Source organism: Streptomyces sp. CA-106110 (assembly GCF_050936285.1).
GTDB lineage: Bacteria > Actinomycetota > Actinomycetes > Streptomycetales > Streptomycetaceae > Streptomyces.
In genome coordinates, this window is the sequence record NZ_JBNJNB010000001.1 from 9645283 (window position 1) to 9662420 (window position 17138).

Below are 17138 nucleotides of genomic sequence, written 5' to 3' on the forward strand. Positions count from 1 at the left end.
GCTCAGGCGCCGGTGTCCTCCTGGTGAGGGCCGGGGTGGGGGAGCGGTGTGCGGCGCCATTTCTCCTGGACGACCACTTCGCGCAGCCGCCAGCCCTCGCCCGTGCGCAGGAAGGCGAACGTGTACCGGCCGCCGCAGACGAAGTCCGGCTCGGCGGGGCCGCCGTCCCGTCCCGCGAACCGCATGGGGTTGACGTAGTCGGCCTGGACCCCGGCGGTGTCGCCGACGTCCTGTTCCCGCACGCCGAACCGCAGCCGCCGGTTGACGATCAGGTGCTGGCGCATAGGAAACAGTCGCATGGTCCCCGCCAGCCAGTCCGCGACCTGCCCGGCGTCTCCCTCGATGCCGCCGGCGGAGCGGTAGTCGGCGCGGCCGTCCGCGGTGAACAGTTCTCGGTAGGAGTGCCAGTCACCGTCGTCCACGGCCACCGCGTACTCGGTGACGAGTCCGTCGAGCGCCAGCCGGTCGATCAGGGTGGCGAGCTCCACACGCTGGGTCATCGGCTCAGTGTTGGGGACGGGGAGCGTGCAGCCAAGGGGTGTGCGGAGGGTTTAGGGACGACGGTGACCACGTCGCCCGGTGAACGATGCCGGGAGCGCCGGCCCGATTCCGGCGGGCCGGCGCTCCCGGCGCTGGTGGGGGCCCCTCACCAATCGCCCTGGTTGATCACCCGGAAGCTGCCGACCGTGGCATTCTCGAGGAACGCGCCGCCGGCGAAGGGGAAGCCGCCGTCGGAGAGCCCTTCCCCGTACGCGCCGTCCTGGTTGTTGTTGGTCACCACGCCGAACGTCCTGCCGTAGGGGCCGACCGTGGCGACCGGGCCGCCGTTGTCGCACGTGAAGCCGCGGAAGACCTCGATGGTCTTGTCGCTGTCGTTGTCGACGCTGAAACTGGTGGAGCCCAGTCCGCTGGCCGCGACGATGCAGCCGGCCGGGAAGGCGGGGAACTCCCGCTCGTTGAAGAAGATCCGTCCGACCCTCTTGTGGTCGCCGCCACGGTCACCGCGGTCGCCACCGTTGTCGCGGTTGCCACCATTGTCGCGGTCGCCACCGTTGTTGCGGCCGCCACCGTTACCGCGGTCCTCGTTTCCGTTGTTTCCGTTGTTCCCGTTGTTCCCGTTGTTCCCGTTGTTCCCGTTGTACCCGCTGTTCCCGTTGTACCCGCTGTTCCCGCTGTTTCCACTGTTCCCGCCCGAACTGTCGCCGCCGTTGGGAGCGGTCGCGGGGGCAGCGACGGCCTCGAGAGGAGCGGCCATCTGGACGGACGGTTTCTTGACCGCCTTGTGGGCAGCCGGGGCCGCGCGCTTGGCGGACGGCGCGACCTCGACGGATTCGTTGGTCGAGGCGTAAGTGATGCCGGTCGTGACCAGGACCGCCGCGCTCACGGCGGCGGCGGTCACGGCGAGAGTACGCGTGCGCATATCAGTTCTTTCTGTCGCAGAGACGCCGGCCGGGCAGCCGATCTGTGATGAAAGTACTGATAGCCTCTTTTAGTTTCATGTCGGACATGTCTGACGAGTGAAGCAGGAGGGCCGGGCGGGTACAAAGGGGGCGCTCACGGTGTGTCGTTGCGCGCTTCTCCATGTCTGTCGTGCTGTCAGAACGCGTGCCGGAACCGGATTCGACCGTGCCGCGGCACCGTTGCCGGCCGAGTGGTCGCCTCTCGCGGACGGGATGTCTCTGCCGTCCGCGATCGTGCGCGCTCGCTCGGCAGGGGGACGCATCGCTTGGCGGGTACCAGTTCCGCGACGTGCGTGCGTCTCGTGGCCGACGGGCGCGAGCCGGCCGACCCTCGCGCGGTCAGGCCGCTTCGATCACCTTGCCGTGCATCGCCGCCGCCCACTCCACGACCAACAGCTCGTACTCCGCGCGCTCCTGGGCCGACAGGGAACCGCCCGCACGCAGCCACAGCGCGCGAATCCGCGCGTTCAAATCCTCGGCAGACCGTGCGGAACCAGGGCTCAGTGAGTCGGGGGGCATACCGACAACCCTAGGGGCAAGGACTGACAGCGCGCTACCGACCGGCTACGCGACCGGTATGTGGTTGGTCACGGTCGTTTCCCCGGAGGGGAGTTGGGTGTTTCTGTCGCCGCCTCAGATGAGCCCACGGGCGGCAGTCCGGCCGAAGGTGGGCGCCTGCGTGTGCGGACGCGGCGGGCTGATCCGCAGAAGTCGTTGCACTGGCCCGGGAATCCACCAGTTGAGGTGGTCGGAGGAGGAGACGAGGGAGAGGAGGCCTGGGCGCCACCGCCGAGTCGCGCCCAGGCCGTCCCGCGCGAGCGGGGGCAGACTCACGACGAGGAGTGGGCCTGTCCCTGCACGTCGGCGCCCGCGGGCCTCCCCCCGGAGTGCGGGCGCCTCGACCCCGCCCGGGGTCACTCTCTCCAGCGGGCGGTGCGACGGGAGTGTCACGGGTGACGACGGACGGCCACAAGATCGGCACCTTTGTAGAGGTGCCGATGCGTGGCCATCACGCGAAAGCGCAGAGACCGCGCGTCAACGCACGGCACGCCGCAGTCGCTCAACGCGGGGCAGGCCGTCACGTCGCCGACGATGACGCACTGGATCCGGTCAGCCCGCGGACTCGGCCGCGTGCGGGCTCAGAATTCCCGCGCTGACCAGGGCGATGATGAGCACTCCCAGCGCGATCCGGTACCAGACGAACGGCATGAAGCTCTTGCTCGAGATGAACTTCATGAACCAGGCGATGACCGCGTAGCCCGAGACGAACGCGATGACCGTCGCGAACAACGTGGGCCCCCAGCTCACATGTCCCGCCTCCGCGGCGTCCTTGAGTTCGAAGGCGCCGGACGCGAGTACGGCCGGGATGGCGAGCAGGAAGGAGTAGCGCGCCGCGGCCTCGCGCCGGTAGCCGAGGAAGAGGCCGCCGCTGATCGTCGCTCCGGAGCGGGAGACGCCGGGGATCAGGGCCATCGCCTGGCAGGCGCCGTAGATCAGGCCGTCCTTGATGTTCAGGTCCTGGAGAGACTTGCGCAGCTTGGGCGCCCGATGCCGCCCGCCGGTCTCGTCGCGTGCCGCGAGGCGGTCCGCGGTGCCGAGGATCAGGCCCATGACGATCAGCATCGTCGCCGTGACCCGCAGATCGCGGAACGGTCCCTCGATCTGTTCCTTGAGAGTCACGCCGAGCACGCCGATGGGTATCGACCCGACGATCACCAGCCAGCCCATCTTCGCGTCCTGGCTGCGCCGCATCGCGCTGTCGAACAAGGAGCGGAACCAGGCAGAGACGATGTTCGCGATGTCCTTGCGGAAGTAGATCAGCACCGCCGCCTCCGTGCCGATCTGGGTGATCGCGGTGAAGGCCGCCCCTGGGTCCTCCCAGCCCGCGAACGCCGCGGTCAGCCGCAGATGTGCGCTGGAGGAGACGGGAAGGAATTCGGTCAGCCCCTGGACGAGCCCGAGGACGAGGGATTCAAACCAAGACATGAAGTGAAGGGGTCCAAGCGCTGATCGTGGTGACGGCGACGGGTACACCCGGGGCGCGGCTGCCGTGGCGCAGCCGACGATCAAGTGTTCCCGGCAGCGTAGCGCCCCGGGATGACTCGCCCTTCACTGGGGCTTTGCCAATGCTTGGGGCAGTCGAGGTTTCGCCGCACGGGCCTGGATCGTGCCCGCCTGCCGCAGTGGGCCGGTTGGCGGTGTTGACCGCCCTGTTGAACGGTGCTTTCGTTGCAGCTTGGGGAAAGCGCTTGCCGCGAGTCCTCGGAAGACATCACGCGTTGGCCAACGTCTGACATCACGTCCGATGGAGCGCTGATCACGGTCATGCCCACAGCCCGCAACGCGTCCGCAGCCGACCAGCCCACCAGCCCGGGGACCACCCCGGTTCCGCATCCCGGCGACGCTGCGCGCCGGGCCACCGGTCCGGAACGGAACCCGGAGCCGAGCCCGGACCGCCCGGCGCCGGGCCCGTTCGCCGGCCGCCGTATCCGGGCCGCTCTGGTGGGAGCCGGTGTGATCGCCCGCGGCTCGCACCTGCCCGCGCTCGCCCGACTGGCCGAGGAGGGTGAGGTCGAGGTGGTCGCCGCCGTCGACATTGACGCCGTCGCGGTCGAGCGGCTGTGCGCGGACGGCGGCATTCCGCACCCGTACACCGACCTGGAGCTCATGCTCGAGGAGCAGCGGCCCGATCTGGTCGGCATCTGCACTCCGCCCACCCTGCACCGGGAGCAGGCCGTCGCCGCACTGCGGGCCGGTGCCTGGGTGTGGTGCGAGAAGCCGCCGGTGGCGACGCTGGCGGACTTCGACGCCGTCGAGGCGGCGGAGGGCACCGAGGACGGCCCGTACGCGGCGATCGTGTTCCAGCACCGCTTCGGGTCCGGCGCCCGGCACGTCAGGCGGCTGCTCGCGGAGGGGGTCATGGGCCGTCCTCTGGTGGCGCACTGCCAGACCACCTGGTACCGCAACGCCGCCTACTACGCCGTCGCGTGGCGGGGGCGCTGGCAGACCGAGGGCGGCGGACCCGCGATGGGCCACGGCATCCACCAGATGGACCTCCTGCTCGACCTGCTCGGACCCTGGAGCGAGGTGCGGGCGATGGCCGGGCGTCTGGTGCACGACGTGGAGACCGAGGACGTCTCCACGGCGCTCGTACGGTTCGAGAACGGCGCGCTCGCCACGGTCGTGAACAGCGTGCTCAGCCCGGACGAGGTCAGCCGCATCCGCATCGACTGTGAGCGGGCCACCGTGGAACTGACGCATCTGTACAGCCACTGCAACGACGACTGGCGCATCACCCCCGCCCCCGGCGTCCCCGAGGAAGAGGTGGCCGCCTGGCGGGACTTCGGTGCGGACGTGCCGAGCTCGCACCTGGCGCAACTGCGCGAGCTGGTCGCGAGCATGCGCGCCGGCGAGCGGCCGCGCAGCAGCGGTGCCGACGGTCGCACCAGCCTGGAACTGATCACCGCGCTGTACAGGTCCGCCTTCACCGACACCACCGTCCGCGCCGGGGACATCGGCCCGGGCGACCCGTACTACACGGCCCTGCACGGAGGCGCGCCCGGCTGGGCGCCCGTCGTGACCGAGGCGTCGGCGACGGCGCCGAGCAAGGAAGTGCCCGCATGACCGCGACCCTGCGCATCACGCACGCGCACGGCGACCGCATCAGGGTCACCGAACCGGCCACAGGCGTCGAGCTGTTCAGCTACGTCTACCGGCCCGAGGCGGCCTGGGAGGCCCCCAAGCCGTATCTCCACCCGATCCGGACCCTGGCAGGCGACGTCGTCACGGACTACCGGCCGAACGACCACCGCTGGCACAAGGGCCTGCAGCTGACCGCCTCCCATCTGTCCGGGCAGAACCTGTGGGGCGGCAACACCTACGTGCACGGCGAGGGATATCTCGCGCTGCCGCAGTGCGTCGGCTCGATGGCGCACGTCGGCTTCGACGAGGTCGGCGCGGACGGCGGCCGTGCGGTCATCGCCGAGCGGCTCACCTGGCACCCGTACAGCGGCGAGCTGTGGGCCGACGAGGAGCGCCGTATCGAGGTGCACGATGTCGACACGGCGACCCGGGCCTGGGCACTGACCTGGACCTCCGCGATCACCAACCGCCGCCCCGAGCCGCTCCTGTTCGGCAGCCCGACCACGGCGGGGCGGGAGCTGGCCGGCTACACCGGGCTGTTCTGGCGCGGACCGCGGGCCTTCCGGGACGGACGGGTCCTCGGGCCGGACTCCGAGGGGCCCGGAATGATGGGCCGGCCGGCGTCCTGGCTCGCGTACACGGGGGAGCACGACGGCACCGACGGGCACGCCACGCTCGTCTTCGCGCACGCCCCCGAGAACGACCACCTCGGAGAACGGGGCACCCACCCCGCCCACTGGTTCGTCCGCAACGACCCCTTCGCGGCCGTGGCCCCGTCCTGGGCGTTCTACGAGGAGCTGGAGCTGGCCCCGGGCGACACCCTGCGGCGCCGCTACCGCGTTGTGGTGGCGGACGGCGTGTGGGAGCGTGAGGAGGTCGCCAAGTACCTCGAGGAGCACCCGTGGTGAGCGCCGGGGAGTTCACGGGCCTGCCGGGCGCGGTGGCCGTCTCGCACCTCACCGTCTACGACTGGCCCGCCGCAGACGGCGTGTGCGGTGGCACGCCGCATCTGCATCTGACCTGTTCGGAGGCGTACGTCGTCACCGGCGGGCGCGGCGCGGTGCAGACGCTGACGACGACCGGGTACCAGGTCACACCCCTGGCGCCCGGAACGGTCGCCTGGTTCACACCCGGGACCGTCCACCGGCTGGTCAACGAGGACGACCTGCGCATCACCGTGCTGATGCAGAACAGCGGGCTCCCGGAGGCGGGCGACGCCGTGCTCACCCTGCCGCCCGAGTACCTCACCGACCCGCAGACGTACGCCGCCGCGACCGCGATCCCGGCCGGTGCGCCGGAGGAGGAGCAGGAGCGGATCGCCCGGGCGCGCCGCGATCTCGCCCTGGAGGGCTACCGGGCGCTGCGCGACGCACCGGGCCCGGAGGCGCTGGCCGCGTTCCACCGGGCCGCCGCGGCGCTCGTACGGCCGCGCCTGGCCGAGTGGCGCGAGCGGTGGCTGCACGGTGCCGGGGCGGCCGCCGCGGCCACGGGCGAGCAGCTGGACCGCCTGGAGCGCGGTGACGTCTCCCACCTCGCCTGCGCGGTCGTCCAGGCGCAGCAGCCGTCCGCCCTCGGCAAGTTCGGGATGTGCGGACGGCTGAACACGTACAAAGAGACGTTCTAGTCGCGGGCGGCTAGGCGGCGGCCGGCCCCGACACCGTCCAGCCGGGTGCCTGCGGGTGCGGCGTCTGGCTCCCGTGACGGACCTCCTCGCCGCAGGCGGAGCAGGTGACGACCGGGACGAGCTCGTTGCCGCAGGCGTGCTCGATCACCATGGGGCGATCGTCCTCCTTCCGGAGATGACGGTCGCCCCACGCCATGAGCGTCATCAGGACCGGCTCCAGCTCCAGGCCGGCCGGCGTGGGCCGGTACTCGAAGCGCTGCGGGCGCTCGCTGTACATCCGCTTCGTGAGGATCCCGGCGTCGACCAGCCGCTTCAGACGTGCGGCCAGGATGTCGCGGGGGGCGCCGATGTTGCGCACGAGCTGGTCGAAGCGCCCGTTGCCGAGGCACGCCTCACGCAGGACGAGCAGGGAGTACTTCTCGCCGACGAGCGCAAGAGCGTCGGCGATCGAGCAGGGGCGCGGGTCTTTGGGGGCGGCCATAAGCCCAGTCTAGGTGAGGGTTTGTTTTTCCAACTCTCAGCGTTATGGTGGAGCCAGATTTGCTACTCACCGGTAATCACCGCACCGGCACAGGCCGGGCAAGGAGGACCGCGCCATGCGCGACGCCGTGATCGTCGAAGCCGTACGTACCCCGGTGGGCAAGGGCAAGCCGAACGGCGCCCTCGCCCATGTCCATCCCGTGGAACTCCTGGCGCACACCCTGCGCACCTTGGTCGAACGCTCCGGCATCGACCCCGCGCTCATCGACGACGTCATCGGCGGCACCGTCGACCAGGTCGGCGAGCAGGCCATGAACACCACCCGGTACGCGGTCCTGTCGGCGGGCTTTCCGGAGACGGTGCCCGCGACCACCGTCGACCGCCAGTGCGGGTCCTCGCAGCAGGCCGTGCACTTCGCCGCCCAGGGCGTGCTCTCGGGCGCGTACGACATCGTCGTGGCCTGCGGTGTGGAGTCCATGAGCCGGGTGCCGATGTGGTCGAACGTGCCCCCCGGCAAGGACCCCTTCGGCCCGGGCGTCGCCGCGCGCTACCCGGACGGCCTGGTCCCGCAGGGCATCAGCGCGGAGCTGATCGCCGCCAAGTGGTCGATCACCCGCGAGCAGATGGACGCCTTCGCCGTCTCCTCGCACCGGAAGGCGGCGGCGGCCTGGGACGCGGGCCTGTTCGACGCCGAGACGGCCCCGCTCGAGGACCTCACGCGCGACGAGTGCGTCCGGCCGTCCAGCACCCCCGAGATCCTCGCCGGGCTCAAGCCCGCGTACTACGACCCCGGATTCGCCGAGCGGTTCCCGCAGATCGAGTGGAACGTCACCGCCGGCAACGCGAGCCCCATCAACGACGGTGCTTCGGCCGTGCTGATCACTTCCAGCGAGACCGCGGCCCGCCTCGGACTGCGCCCGATCGCCCGGCTGCACAGCTTCGCCGTGACCGGCTCCGACCCCGTGCTGATGCTCACCGGAGTCATCCCCGCCACCGAGAAGGTGCTGCGCAAGGCCGGTCTGGCCGTGGACGACATCGACCTCTTCGAGGTGAACGAGGCCTTCTCCAGCGTCGTGCTGGCCTGGCAGCAGGAGACGGGCGCCGACCTCGCGAAGGTCAACGTCAACGGCGGGGCCATCGCCATCGGCCACCCGCTGGGCGCCAGCGGCACGCGTCTGACGACCACCCTCGTGCACGCGCTGCGCGCGCGGGGCGCGCGCTACGGCCTGCAGACGATGTGCGAGGCGGGCGGCCTCGCCAACGCGATGATCCTGGAAACTCTCTGATCCTCAGTGGCCGCGCAGGTGGTGGCGCTTGCGCCAGGCCACGAACGCGCCGATCAGCGTCGGCACCGCGATGGAAGCCACCGCGATCAGAAAGATCGGCGAGGTGGGCCTGGCGGCCCGGGCGCCGGCGACGACGTAGGCGGCGGTGTTCGGTATCGAGCCGAGCGCCGTCGCCAGCAGAAAGTGCCCCCACCGCATCCGTGAGACGGCCGCGCAGTAGTTGACCGCCCAGAAGGGCAGCCCCGGGAACAGCCGGGCCGCCAGCATCGAGCGGAATCCGTGCCGGCTGAGCAGCCCGTCCGCGGCCTTCAGCACGCGGCCGCGCAGCAGCGGCCGCAGGGCGTCCTGCCCGAGCACCCGGCCGAGCCCGAAGGAGATCCCGGCCGCGAGCACGGTGCCCGCGACAGCGGCCCCCGTGCCCAGCGCGGAGCCGAACAGCGCGCCCGCCGCGAGGCTCAGCAGCGGGCGCGGTACGAACGCCGTCGCGCACAGCCCGTACGCCACAGCGAAGAGGACGGCAGCGGCGGCGCCGCCGAACTGGTGCGGCCAGCCGTGCGTCAGCAGCTTCTGCGGCTGGAACAGCAGCACACAGGACCCGGCAGCGGCGAGCAGGCCCAGCAGCAGGCACAGCCGTGACCAGGGCGAGAGCAGCGCTCTTGTGCAGCGGGCGGCGAAGCCGAGGGGTACGACGACGGCAGCGGCCTGCCCCGCGGCCGCGTCCGCGGCGACCAGGGGCGGGACCGTTGTGTCGAGTTCCGCGGCGGCGAGTTCCCTGGCGGCGGCCTGGGCTGCGGCCGTGGCGGTGCCCCCAGAGCGGGTGGTGGCATCGGGCATTCCGCGACACTAACCGACCGATGTGTGCGAAGGCCGTATGGTTCGTCTCATAGGCGTCACAGATTCCGGAATTCACCGTGGACAGTTGGCGTCGCCGAACAGCGTTCTCGCCGACGCGGTGTTGGAGCGGCTCACCGATGTGTATGCTGCCGCCGCGGATCCGGAGCGGGCTGCCGCGATGAGTGCCTACATGAAGGACGTCGCGCCCTTTCTCGGCCTGCCCACGCCCGTCCGCCGGACCCTCTCCCGCAGCGTCCTGGAGGGCATCCCCCGTCCCGACGAGGCCGACTGCACCGCGCTCGCGCTGCGCTGCTGGGCGCTTCCGGAACGCGAGTACCACTACTTCGCCGTCGACTTCCTGCGCGGCAACGTGCGCCGGCTGTCCCCCGGATTCCTGCCCGTGGCACGCCATCTGATCTCCACGGTCCCCTGGTGGGACACGGTCGACGCACTCGCCTCGCATGTGGTGGGAGGTCTTGTGACCGCCGCTCCCGAGCTGCGCAGCGACATGGATGCGTGGATCGAGGACGACCACCTGTGGATCGCCCGCACAGCCCTCCTGCACCAGCTGCGCCACAAGGAGGCGACGGACACCCGCCGCCTCTTCGCGTACTGCGTACGGCAGTCCGGCCACCCCGACTTCTTCATCAGGAAGGCGATCGGGTGGGCCCTGCGGGAGTACGCGAAGACTGACCCGGAGGCCGTGCGGGAGTTCGTGGACCGGGAGCGCTCGCGGCTCTCCCCCCTGTCGGTGCGGGAAGCACTCAAGAACCTCTGATCCCGTCCTGCCCCGGGCGTCCCGCCGAACTCGCCCTCCGGGAAAACCATTCGACGCGGGCCGGTCCTTCGACGACGATCTACAACATGTTCCGGTACGCCTTCGTCCTCGCAGCATCCGCAGTCGCGGATGCGCCGAAGGCTGCCGTCCCGATCCTCGTGGCCGCAGTCGACGGCGCCCGAAGCTGACCCTCCCCGGATCGTCCGGCGGACCCCGCAGGGGGAGGGTCGGCACGTCCTTGGGGTCCCCGTCCCGGCCGTCCACGCGACACCGGGGCCATCACTCGGCACCACCCGAAGAGGCTTCGAGGTACAGCCATGCCCAAGACGGCATACGTGCGCACCAAACCGCATCTGAACATCGGCACGATGGGGCACGTCGACCACGGCAAGACCACCCTGACCGCCGCCATCACCAAGGTCCTCGCCGACCGCGGCGCCGGCGGCAGCACCCGTTACGTACCCTTCGACCGGATCGACCGGGCCCCGGAGGAGGCGGCGCGTGGCATCACCATCAACATCGCGCACGTCGAGTACGAGACGGACACCCGGCACTACGCGCACGTGGACATGCCGGGTCATGCCGACTACGTCAAGAACATGGTCACCGGCGCCGCGCAGCTCGACGGGGCGATCCTTGTCGTCTCCGCACTGGACGGGATCATGCCGCAGACGGCCGAACACGTTCTGCTCGCCCGGCAGGTGGGCGTCGACCACATCGTCGTCGCCCTGAACAAGGCCGACGCCGTCGACGACGGCGAGGACACCGTGCTGACCGACCTCGTCGAGTTGGAGGTCCGCGAACTGCTCACCGCGCAGGGCTATCCCGGCGACTCCGTACCGGTGGTACGTGTCTCCGGGCTCAAGGCCCTTCAGGGCGACCCCCGTTGGACCGCGGCGATCGACGCGCTGCTCGACGCGGTGGACACCTATGTCCCCATGCCGGAGCGGTACCTGGACGCGCCGTTCCTGCTGCCGGTGGAGAACGTGCTCACCATCACCGGCCGCGGCACGGTCGTCACGGGCGCCGTGGAGCGCGGCACGGTCCGTGTGGGCGACCGGGTCGAGGTGCTCGGCGCGGGCGTGGAGACCGTGGTCACCGGTCTGGAGACCTTCGGCAGGCCCATGGACGAGGCGCAGGCCGGCGACAATGTGGCGCTGCTGCTGCGCGGGGTGCCGCGCGACGCGGTGCGCCGCGGGCACATCGTCGCGGCGCCCGGCAGCGTCGCGCCGAGCCGCCGCTTCTCGGCGCGGGTGTACGTCCTGTCCACCCGGGAGGGCGGTCGTACGACCCCGGTGTCGACCGGTTACCGGCCGCAGTTCTACATCCGCACCGCGGATGTGGTCGGGGACGTCGACCTCGGTGAGACGGCCGTCGCCCGGCCCGGCGACACGGTCACCATGACCGTGGAACTGGGCCGCGCTGTCCCGCTGGAGCCCGGCCTCGGCTTCGCGATCCGCGAGGGCGGCCGGACGGTCGGCGCCGGGACGGTGACAGCCGTGGAGTGAGGGGCGTGTGAGCTCCAGGGGGAACCGCGGACCGGATGGGTCCGCGGTTCCCCCGCCCGCTGCACAGGGGGGAGCGGCGCCGGCCTCCGCAGGCCCGGCACAATGGCACCGTGAGCGACTCCATACCCGTGACCCGCACCGTCGACCACGGCACCGCCAAGCTGATGCCCGACGTGGACCGGGAGCGGGCCTGGCTGCTGACGGTGGACGAAGCGCCGCAGTCGTACGTCGATCTGGACGAACCGACGCATCTGGAGTTCGAGTACACGCGCCGGCTCGGTCATGCACTCGACACGCTGGCGGAGCCGGGCCGGCCGCTGGACGTGCTGCACCTCGGCGGAGGCGCGCTCACGCTGCCCCGCTATGTCGCCGCGACGCGGCCGGGCTCACGGCAGGACGTCGTCGAGGCCGACCGGGGACTGCTGGACCTGGTCGTGGAGCACCTGCCCCTGCCCGGCGACGCCGGCATCACGCTGCACGCGGCGGACGCCCGCGGCTGGCTGGAGACCGCCGCACCGGACTCCGCCGATGTCGTGATCGCGGACGTCTTCGGCGGCTCCCGCATCCCCGCGCACCTCACCACGGTGGCGTACGCACGCGCCGCGGACCGGGTGCTGCGCCCGGGCGGGATCTATCTGGCCAACCTGGCCGACGCCGCGCCCTTCGCCTTCCTCCGGTCCCAACTCGCCACCTTCGCGGCGGCCTTCGAGGAGCTCGCGGTCATCGCCGAGCCCGGCGTGCTGCGCGGCCGCCGCTTCGGCAACGCCGTGCTGATCGCGGCCCACCGGCCGTTCGACGTGGCACCGCTGGCACGCCGAACCGCCGCGGACGCGTTCCCCGCCCGGGTCGAACACGGCGCGGGGCTGCGGGACTTCATGGGCGGAGCCGAGCCGGTGCACGACGAGAACGCGGTCCCCTCGCCGGAGCCGCCCGACGGGGCCTTCACCATCGGCTGACCGCCCGCCGTCGGCCCGCAGGGTGCCACGGTCGCCGTGGCACCCGGTGCGCGCGGGCTCAGGACGCCGTCGGGTCGCCGTGCAGGCGTACCGTGCTGAGGATCTTCGCGATCGTCGCGTCCGGGATCTCGTCCTTCACGCCCGTGGCGCCGTAGAGGCTCCACGCGACGAAGTCTCCCGCGGAGTTCTTGAAACCGAACGTGACGGCCTTGCCGTCGGATGCGCACTTCCCCTTCTGGGGCGTGTTCTTGGACCGGGCCCAGGCGATGCTGCCCTTGATACCGGACGCCGTCGTGTACGCCTTGGCCTTCTTGTCGTACGTGATGCTCTTCTTGTCCGGCTGCGTGTAGCCGCCGTACACCCACCAGGCCACCTGGTTCACGGCGACCTCATCCGTGGTCTTCGCGCCGTTCGCGCCCTTGGTGCCCGCCGCGGCCAGCGCCTTGTCGTCCGGCCGCCCGTCCTTGTCGTCGTCCGAGGTGCACCACTTCTCCTTGAGGAACGCGGGTGCGGACATGGTGATCAGAGGCTTGCCGTCGGCCTTGGCGCTGTCGTCCTCGAAACCGATCAGCAGCCCCGGCGACTTGACGTCCCAGTCCGGCGGTACGTCAAAGGCCGTGCCCCACTTGGGGTTGACGACGACCTTCCAGCCGGCGACGGTCGGCTTCTCGGTCTCGGTGCCGCGGGGGTTCTCCGACGCGGGCGCCGAAGGCGTTGTGCTCTGCGAGGCGCTGGGCGACGGCTTGGTGTTGCCCCCGGCGTTGTCGTCCTTGCCGTCGTTGCCGAGGACCAGGAATCCGGTCACCCCCGCAGCCACGACCACGGCCGTGGCCGCACCGATCGCGACGTACTTGGTCCGGTTCCCGCCGCCTCCGCCGCTCGGCGGCTTCGGCGCCCCCATGGGCGAGGGCGTCCCCCACTGCTGCGCACCGGGCTGCTGATACGGGTTCGGCTGCTGGTATCCCGGCTGCTGGTACGGGTTCGGCTGCTGGTACCCCGGCTGCTGATAGGGGTTCTGGTGCTGCGGGTTCTGCTCGCCCCCGGGCGGCTGCTGTCCTGGCCACATGGACGGTAACCCTAGTGCGGCCTGTGACACGTTTGGGTCACCGCCCATCGTCAGACCCGTACCGGAAGCGGGAGTTGAGAAATCCGGCCCCGGCCCCGGAACGGATCAGGGCGACTTGGGCAACCGCGTCGGCGGGGCGGCACACCGGGGTGTGGTGGCCGGTACCCACACGTCGGTCTTCCGTACCGATCCGGAATTCCGACAGTGGAGAAAGCGCCTGGCCCGAGGCGCTTCACCCGGGCCTGGAACGGGGGAAACAGCGGGGTGGCCAGGATCGCTACTCGTCGGTAACCTCGTCCCCATGACAATCAACAGCGCCTCGATGGGCGAGATGCTTGCCGCCACGGTCCCCATGGTGCGCACCCTGAACCTGGAGTTCGTCGAGGTGACCCCGGAGCGTGCCGTGCTCCGGCTTCCGGACCAGCCGGACTACCACAATCACCTCGGCGGTCCCCATGCGGGCGCCATGTTCACCTTGGCCGAATCCGCCAGTGGCGCCATCGTTCTCTCAGCCTTCGGCGACCAGCTCTCCCGAGCGGTGCCGCTCGCGGTGCGGGCTGAGATCGGCTACAAGAAGCTGGCCATGGGCCCGGTGACGGCCACGGCGACCCTGGGGCGCCCGGCGGCCGAGGTCATCGCGGAACTCGACGCGGGCACGCGGCCGGAATTCCCGGTGAGCATCTCCATCCAGCGCGAGGACGGGGCTGTCACGGGCGAGATGACGGTTGTCTGGACGCTGCGGCCGAACGGCTGAGGGTTTCAGCTGGAGGAACCGTGCTCCCTGGCTTAGCTGCTCTGAGGCCAGGGAGCGCTCAGGGAGATCATTGACGAAGCGCCCGCGAACCAGGCATCCATCGCCGTCCGACCCCGGCATCATGTGCGCATAGATCTTGAGCGTGATCCGTGATCGACGGGTCCGAGTGCCCCAGCCACTTCGACACCGCCACCACCGACTCCCGGGCGCCCAACTGCACCGAGGCGAACGTGTGGCGCACGGCGTGGAAGCCGTCGTCCGGCGAAGCCGCATGCTTCGTGTTCGGCCGAGCCCTGTTGCCGTCCGATCGCCGCGGCTGCGGCATACGCGCTTCCCGCACGGCGTCGAGCTGCAACTGCAGGTGGATGCCGACGGTCTCGTTCTCGACGACCTGCTCGTCCAGCCGACGCAGGATCGCGTGGAGAAGCTCGGGATGAGGGGGCAGTTCGGGCATGGGGCCGAGTCCCAGGGCGGTATCGGGTCTGCCATGCTGAGCGCGACGAAGGAGGAGATCGTGGACGAGCCGCGCATCACCCTGTTCAGCGCCGACCTGCTCTCGAAGTGGGGTTTCCACGACGGCAGCGACCCCGATGAGTGGATCGACTACTGCGACAACAACGGTCTCGACTGGGCCAAGCTGGACTTCCCGCTCGTCGAGGTCGTCCGCCGCTTCCTTCTGCCGAAGCTGGAGCAGAACGTCACGGTCGTGGAGATCGAGACGAGCCACAACCCGATTCGCGTGGAGACGATCGACGGAGTCGACGTCAGCGAGTACTGGTGGCTGGAGAGCGACTCAGGCCCGAAGCTCACCCCGGAGTACGTCGACGTGCCGCTCTCGGAGGTGGCACGGATCGCGCAGGAGCTGGCCGCGTGACCAGCCCGAGCGATTCCACTTCACCCTGACCCTGGACGGCGGCCGCACATTCGTCTCCACCACCTTCCGTGAGAGCGTCGTGCCCGTGACCGAGGCCTGGGTGATCCATGACGGGAGTACCGCCACGGTGGCGTCCGAGGCGGTACTGACGGCTCTGCGGTCGAGGATCGGCAACGGGCAGCTTGAGACGTGGCTGACCAGTTCGTACGGCCGATCGCTGGCCTTCGTGACGAACACCGAGCGCGCGATGGTGATGCTCCTCGACGGCGAAGGCGATCCAGGCGAGCACGCTGTGCATCCAGGGGCCCCTGGGTCGAGTGAGGGGTTTGTCCTCGCCAACGAGCAGCATGACGAGTACCCGGACGAGGACACCGTGCCGATCGGCGAAGCGTTCAGGATCGTGGAACACATCGTCGGCAAGGGGTCCTGGCCCCCGTACGCCCGATGGGTGTCCGATCGCTGACCGGCAGGCCGCCGCCGGGCCAAGACAAGCCAGACAAGGATGGCGGCGACGGCGAGCTCGCTGCGCAGGCGCTGACGCAGCCGGAAGGTCCTTCCGCGAGGCGTCGTCGGGGGCGGCCGAACCGGTAGGCTTCCTGGGGGTCGGCCCGAGCGGGCGTGCCCACGGAGAACGCGGACGCGAATCGGAGAGGAACCGACTGTGCACGTCCAGGAATGGCTCGACACGGTGCCCGCGGTCGCTGTCTACGCCGTGGTGGCGCTGGTCATCGGCGTGGAGAGTCTGGGTATTCCGCTGCCGGGCGAGATCGTCCTGGTGTCGGCCGCGCTGCTGTCCTCCCAGCACAGCGGCATCAATCCCGTGATCCTGGGCGCCTGCGCGAGCCTCGGCGCCGTGGTCGGCGACTCCATCGGCTACGCCATCGGGCGCAAGGGCGGACGGCCGCTGCTCGCCTGGCTCGGGAACAAGTTCCCCCGGCACTTCAGCGAGGGCCATGTCGCGACCGCCGAGCGCTCCTTCGAGAAGTGGGGCATGTGGGCGGTCTTCTTCGGCCGGTTCATCGCCCTGCTGCGGATCTTCGCCGGTCCGCTCGCCGGTGTCCTGCGCATGCCCTACTGGAAGTTCCTGATCGCCAACCTCCTCGGCGGCGTGGTCTGGGCCGGCGGTACCACCGCGGTCATCTACTACGTCGGAGTGGTCGCCGAGTCCTGGCTCAAGAAGTTCTCGTGGGTGGGTCTCGTGGCGGCGCTGCTCATCGGGCTCGCCTCGATGCTGATCGTGAGGCGCAAGGCGAAGAAGGCGACGCAGGAGAGTGAGGCGGCCGAACGGGAAGTCGTCCCGGCCGCCGAGTGAGGTCAGGGCTTCTCGTGCACGTCTCGGTGCGCCCTTGCCAGGTCCGCGTACATCGTGCCGTTCAGCGTGACGACTTCGCGCTCCTCGGGCATCAGTTCACGCTTGACCTTCGCGGGTACGCCCGCCACGAGTGAGCCCGGGGGTACGCGCATGCCCTGCGGCACGAGCGCCTGCGCCGCGACCAGCGAACCCGCGCCGATCACCGCGCCGTTGAGCACCGTGGCGCCCATCCCGACCAGGCAGTCGTCCTCGACGGTCGCGCCGTGCACCACGGCGTTGTGCCCGATGGAGACTCGCTCACCGACGGTCACCGGGAAGCCCGGGTCGGCGTGCAGCGTGCAGTTGTCCTGCACATTGCTGCTCGCGCCGATGGTGATCCGCTCGACGTCGCCACGCAGCACCGCGCCGTACCAGACGCTGGCGCCCGCGTGCAGCGTGACGTCTCCTATCACCACGGACGTGGGTGAGACGAACGCCTCCTGATCCACCTTGGGGTCCTTGCCGCCGATGCCCGTGATCAGGGCCTTGTGCGTCATCGCCATCTCCTCGTGGTCGGTTCACCGG

The 17138-nt window shown here is 70.6% G+C and carries 20 protein-coding genes; 11 read left to right on the forward strand and 9 right to left on the reverse strand.

Going from position 1 to position 17138, the window contains the following annotated elements; translation table 11 throughout:
• Positions 1-2: 2 nt before the first annotated feature.
• From ACQEXA_RS44435 to ACQEXA_RS44450, 4 genes are all read right to left on the reverse strand, one after another.
• On the reverse strand, positions 3-500 hold the full coding sequence (locus tag ACQEXA_RS44435) for a nuclear transport factor 2 family protein (protein WP_432925405.1): 498 nt from the start codon (positions 498-500) through the stop codon (positions 3-5).
• Between the two features lie 146 nt (positions 501-646).
• A complete protein-coding gene (locus ACQEXA_RS44440; RefSeq protein ID WP_433132792.1) occupies positions 647-1420 on the reverse strand; it encodes a hypothetical protein in 774 nt (257 codons plus the stop codon).
• Between the two features lie 379 nt (positions 1421-1799).
• A complete protein-coding gene (locus tag ACQEXA_RS44445) occupies positions 1800-1979 on the reverse strand; it encodes a hypothetical protein (protein ID WP_359398332.1) in 180 nt (59 codons plus the stop codon).
• Positions 1980-2570: 591 nt separating this feature from the next.
• On the reverse strand, positions 2571-3446 hold the full coding sequence (locus tag ACQEXA_RS44450; RefSeq protein ID WP_432925401.1) for an undecaprenyl-diphosphate phosphatase: 876 nt from the start codon (positions 3444-3446) through the stop codon (positions 2571-2573).
• A 339-nt stretch (positions 3447-3785) separates the two neighbouring features.
• On the opposite strand from ACQEXA_RS44450, the gene ACQEXA_RS44455 reads away from it, so the two are divergent.
• The 3 genes from ACQEXA_RS44455 to ACQEXA_RS44465 are packed head-to-tail and all read left to right on the forward strand — an operon-like array spanning position 3786 to position 6726.
• Positions 3786-5084, forward strand: coding sequence for a Gfo/Idh/MocA family protein (locus ACQEXA_RS44455; protein WP_432925399.1), 1299 nt, complete (start codon positions 3786-3788; stop codon positions 5082-5084).
• The gene (locus ACQEXA_RS44460) at positions 5081-6010 is read left to right on the forward strand and encodes a PmoA family protein (protein ID WP_432925396.1); all 930 of its coding nucleotides are present in this window, start codon (positions 5081-5083) and stop codon (positions 6008-6010) included. Before ACQEXA_RS44455 ends, ACQEXA_RS44460 begins: the two co-directional genes overlap by 4 nt.
• A complete protein-coding gene (locus ACQEXA_RS44465) occupies positions 6004-6726 on the forward strand; it encodes a cupin domain-containing protein (protein ID WP_433132794.1) in 723 nt (240 codons plus the stop codon). The genes ACQEXA_RS44460 and ACQEXA_RS44465 overlap by 7 nt, the downstream gene beginning before the upstream one ends.
• Before the next feature lie 10 nt (positions 6727-6736).
• Here the strand turns inward: ACQEXA_RS44465 and ACQEXA_RS44470 are convergent, their stop codons facing one another.
• Positions 6737-7207 carry a winged helix-turn-helix transcriptional regulator gene (locus tag ACQEXA_RS44470; RefSeq protein ID WP_359398340.1) on the reverse strand — a complete coding sequence of 157 codons (471 nt, stop codon included), beginning with the start codon at positions 7205-7207 and terminating at the stop codon, positions 6737-6739.
• A gap of 115 nt (positions 7208-7322) precedes the next feature.
• Between ACQEXA_RS44470 and ACQEXA_RS44475 the strand changes: the two genes are divergently transcribed.
• Positions 7323-8492, forward strand: a complete 1170-nt coding sequence (locus ACQEXA_RS44475; RefSeq protein WP_432925391.1) for a thiolase family protein — start codon at positions 7323-7325, stop codon at positions 8490-8492.
• 3 nt (positions 8493-8495) lie between these two features.
• Here the strand turns inward: ACQEXA_RS44475 and ACQEXA_RS44480 are convergent, their stop codons facing one another.
• Entirely contained in the window at positions 8496-9326 is an 831-nt protein-coding gene (locus ACQEXA_RS44480; protein WP_432925389.1) for a TVP38/TMEM64 family protein, read from the reverse strand.
• Between the two features lie 37 nt (positions 9327-9363).
• Between ACQEXA_RS44480 and ACQEXA_RS44485 the strand changes: the two genes are divergently transcribed.
• From ACQEXA_RS44485 to ACQEXA_RS44495, 3 genes are all read left to right on the forward strand, one after another.
• Entirely contained in the window at positions 9364-10104 is a 741-nt protein-coding gene (locus ACQEXA_RS44485; protein WP_432925387.1) for a DNA alkylation repair protein, read from the forward strand.
• A gap of 317 nt (positions 10105-10421) precedes the next feature.
• Positions 10422-11612 carry an elongation factor Tu gene (gene tuf, locus ACQEXA_RS44490; protein WP_432925385.1) on the forward strand — a complete coding sequence of 397 codons (1191 nt, stop codon included), beginning with the start codon at positions 10422-10424 and terminating at the stop codon, positions 11610-11612.
• Positions 11613-11722: 110 nt separating this feature from the next.
• A complete protein-coding gene (locus tag ACQEXA_RS44495) occupies positions 11723-12568 on the forward strand; it encodes a spermidine synthase (protein WP_432925383.1) in 846 nt (281 codons plus the stop codon).
• Positions 12569-12626: 58 nt separating this feature from the next.
• Here the strand turns inward: ACQEXA_RS44495 and ACQEXA_RS44500 are convergent, their stop codons facing one another.
• Positions 12627-13634 carry a hypothetical protein gene (locus ACQEXA_RS44500; protein ID WP_432925381.1) on the reverse strand — a complete coding sequence of 336 codons (1008 nt, stop codon included), beginning with the start codon at positions 13632-13634 and terminating at the stop codon, positions 12627-12629.
• Positions 13635-13935: 301 nt separating this feature from the next.
• Here ACQEXA_RS44500 and ACQEXA_RS44505 point away from each other — a divergent pair, with 301 nt between their 5' ends.
• Positions 13936-14388 carry a DUF4442 domain-containing protein gene (locus ACQEXA_RS44505; RefSeq protein WP_432925379.1) on the forward strand — a complete coding sequence of 151 codons (453 nt, stop codon included), beginning with the start codon at positions 13936-13938 and terminating at the stop codon, positions 14386-14388.
• 67 nt (positions 14389-14455) lie between these two features.
• On the opposite strand, the gene ACQEXA_RS44510 is transcribed toward ACQEXA_RS44505, so the two are convergent.
• The gene (locus ACQEXA_RS44510) at positions 14456-14842 is read right to left on the reverse strand and encodes a hypothetical protein (RefSeq protein ID WP_432925377.1); all 387 of its coding nucleotides are present in this window, start codon (positions 14840-14842) and stop codon (positions 14456-14458) included.
• 33 nt (positions 14843-14875) lie between these two features.
• On the opposite strand from ACQEXA_RS44510, the gene ACQEXA_RS44515 reads away from it, so the two are divergent.
• The 3 genes from ACQEXA_RS44515 (at position 14876) to ACQEXA_RS44525 (ending at position 16574) form a co-directional block, all read left to right on the forward strand.
• Positions 14876-15262 carry a hypothetical protein gene (locus tag ACQEXA_RS44515; RefSeq protein ID WP_432925375.1) on the forward strand — a complete coding sequence of 129 codons (387 nt, stop codon included), beginning with the start codon at positions 14876-14878 and terminating at the stop codon, positions 15260-15262.
• An 85-nt stretch (positions 15263-15347) separates the two neighbouring features.
• Complete coding sequence (locus ACQEXA_RS44520) at positions 15348-15725, forward strand: hypothetical protein (protein ID WP_432925373.1); 378 nt, start codon at positions 15348-15350, stop codon at positions 15723-15725.
• A gap of 198 nt (positions 15726-15923) precedes the next feature.
• Positions 15924-16574 carry a DedA family protein gene (locus tag ACQEXA_RS44525; protein ID WP_432925371.1) on the forward strand — a complete coding sequence of 217 codons (651 nt, stop codon included), beginning with the start codon at positions 15924-15926 and terminating at the stop codon, positions 16572-16574.
• Positions 16575-16576: 2 nt separating this feature from the next.
• Here ACQEXA_RS44525 and ACQEXA_RS44530 read toward each other — a convergent pair whose 3' ends face one another.
• Positions 16577-17110 (reverse strand): gamma carbonic anhydrase family protein, encoded by a 534-nt coding sequence (locus ACQEXA_RS44530; RefSeq protein ID WP_432925369.1) that lies wholly within the window; start codon positions 17108-17110, stop codon positions 16577-16579.
• Positions 17111-17138 lie beyond the last annotated feature (28 nt).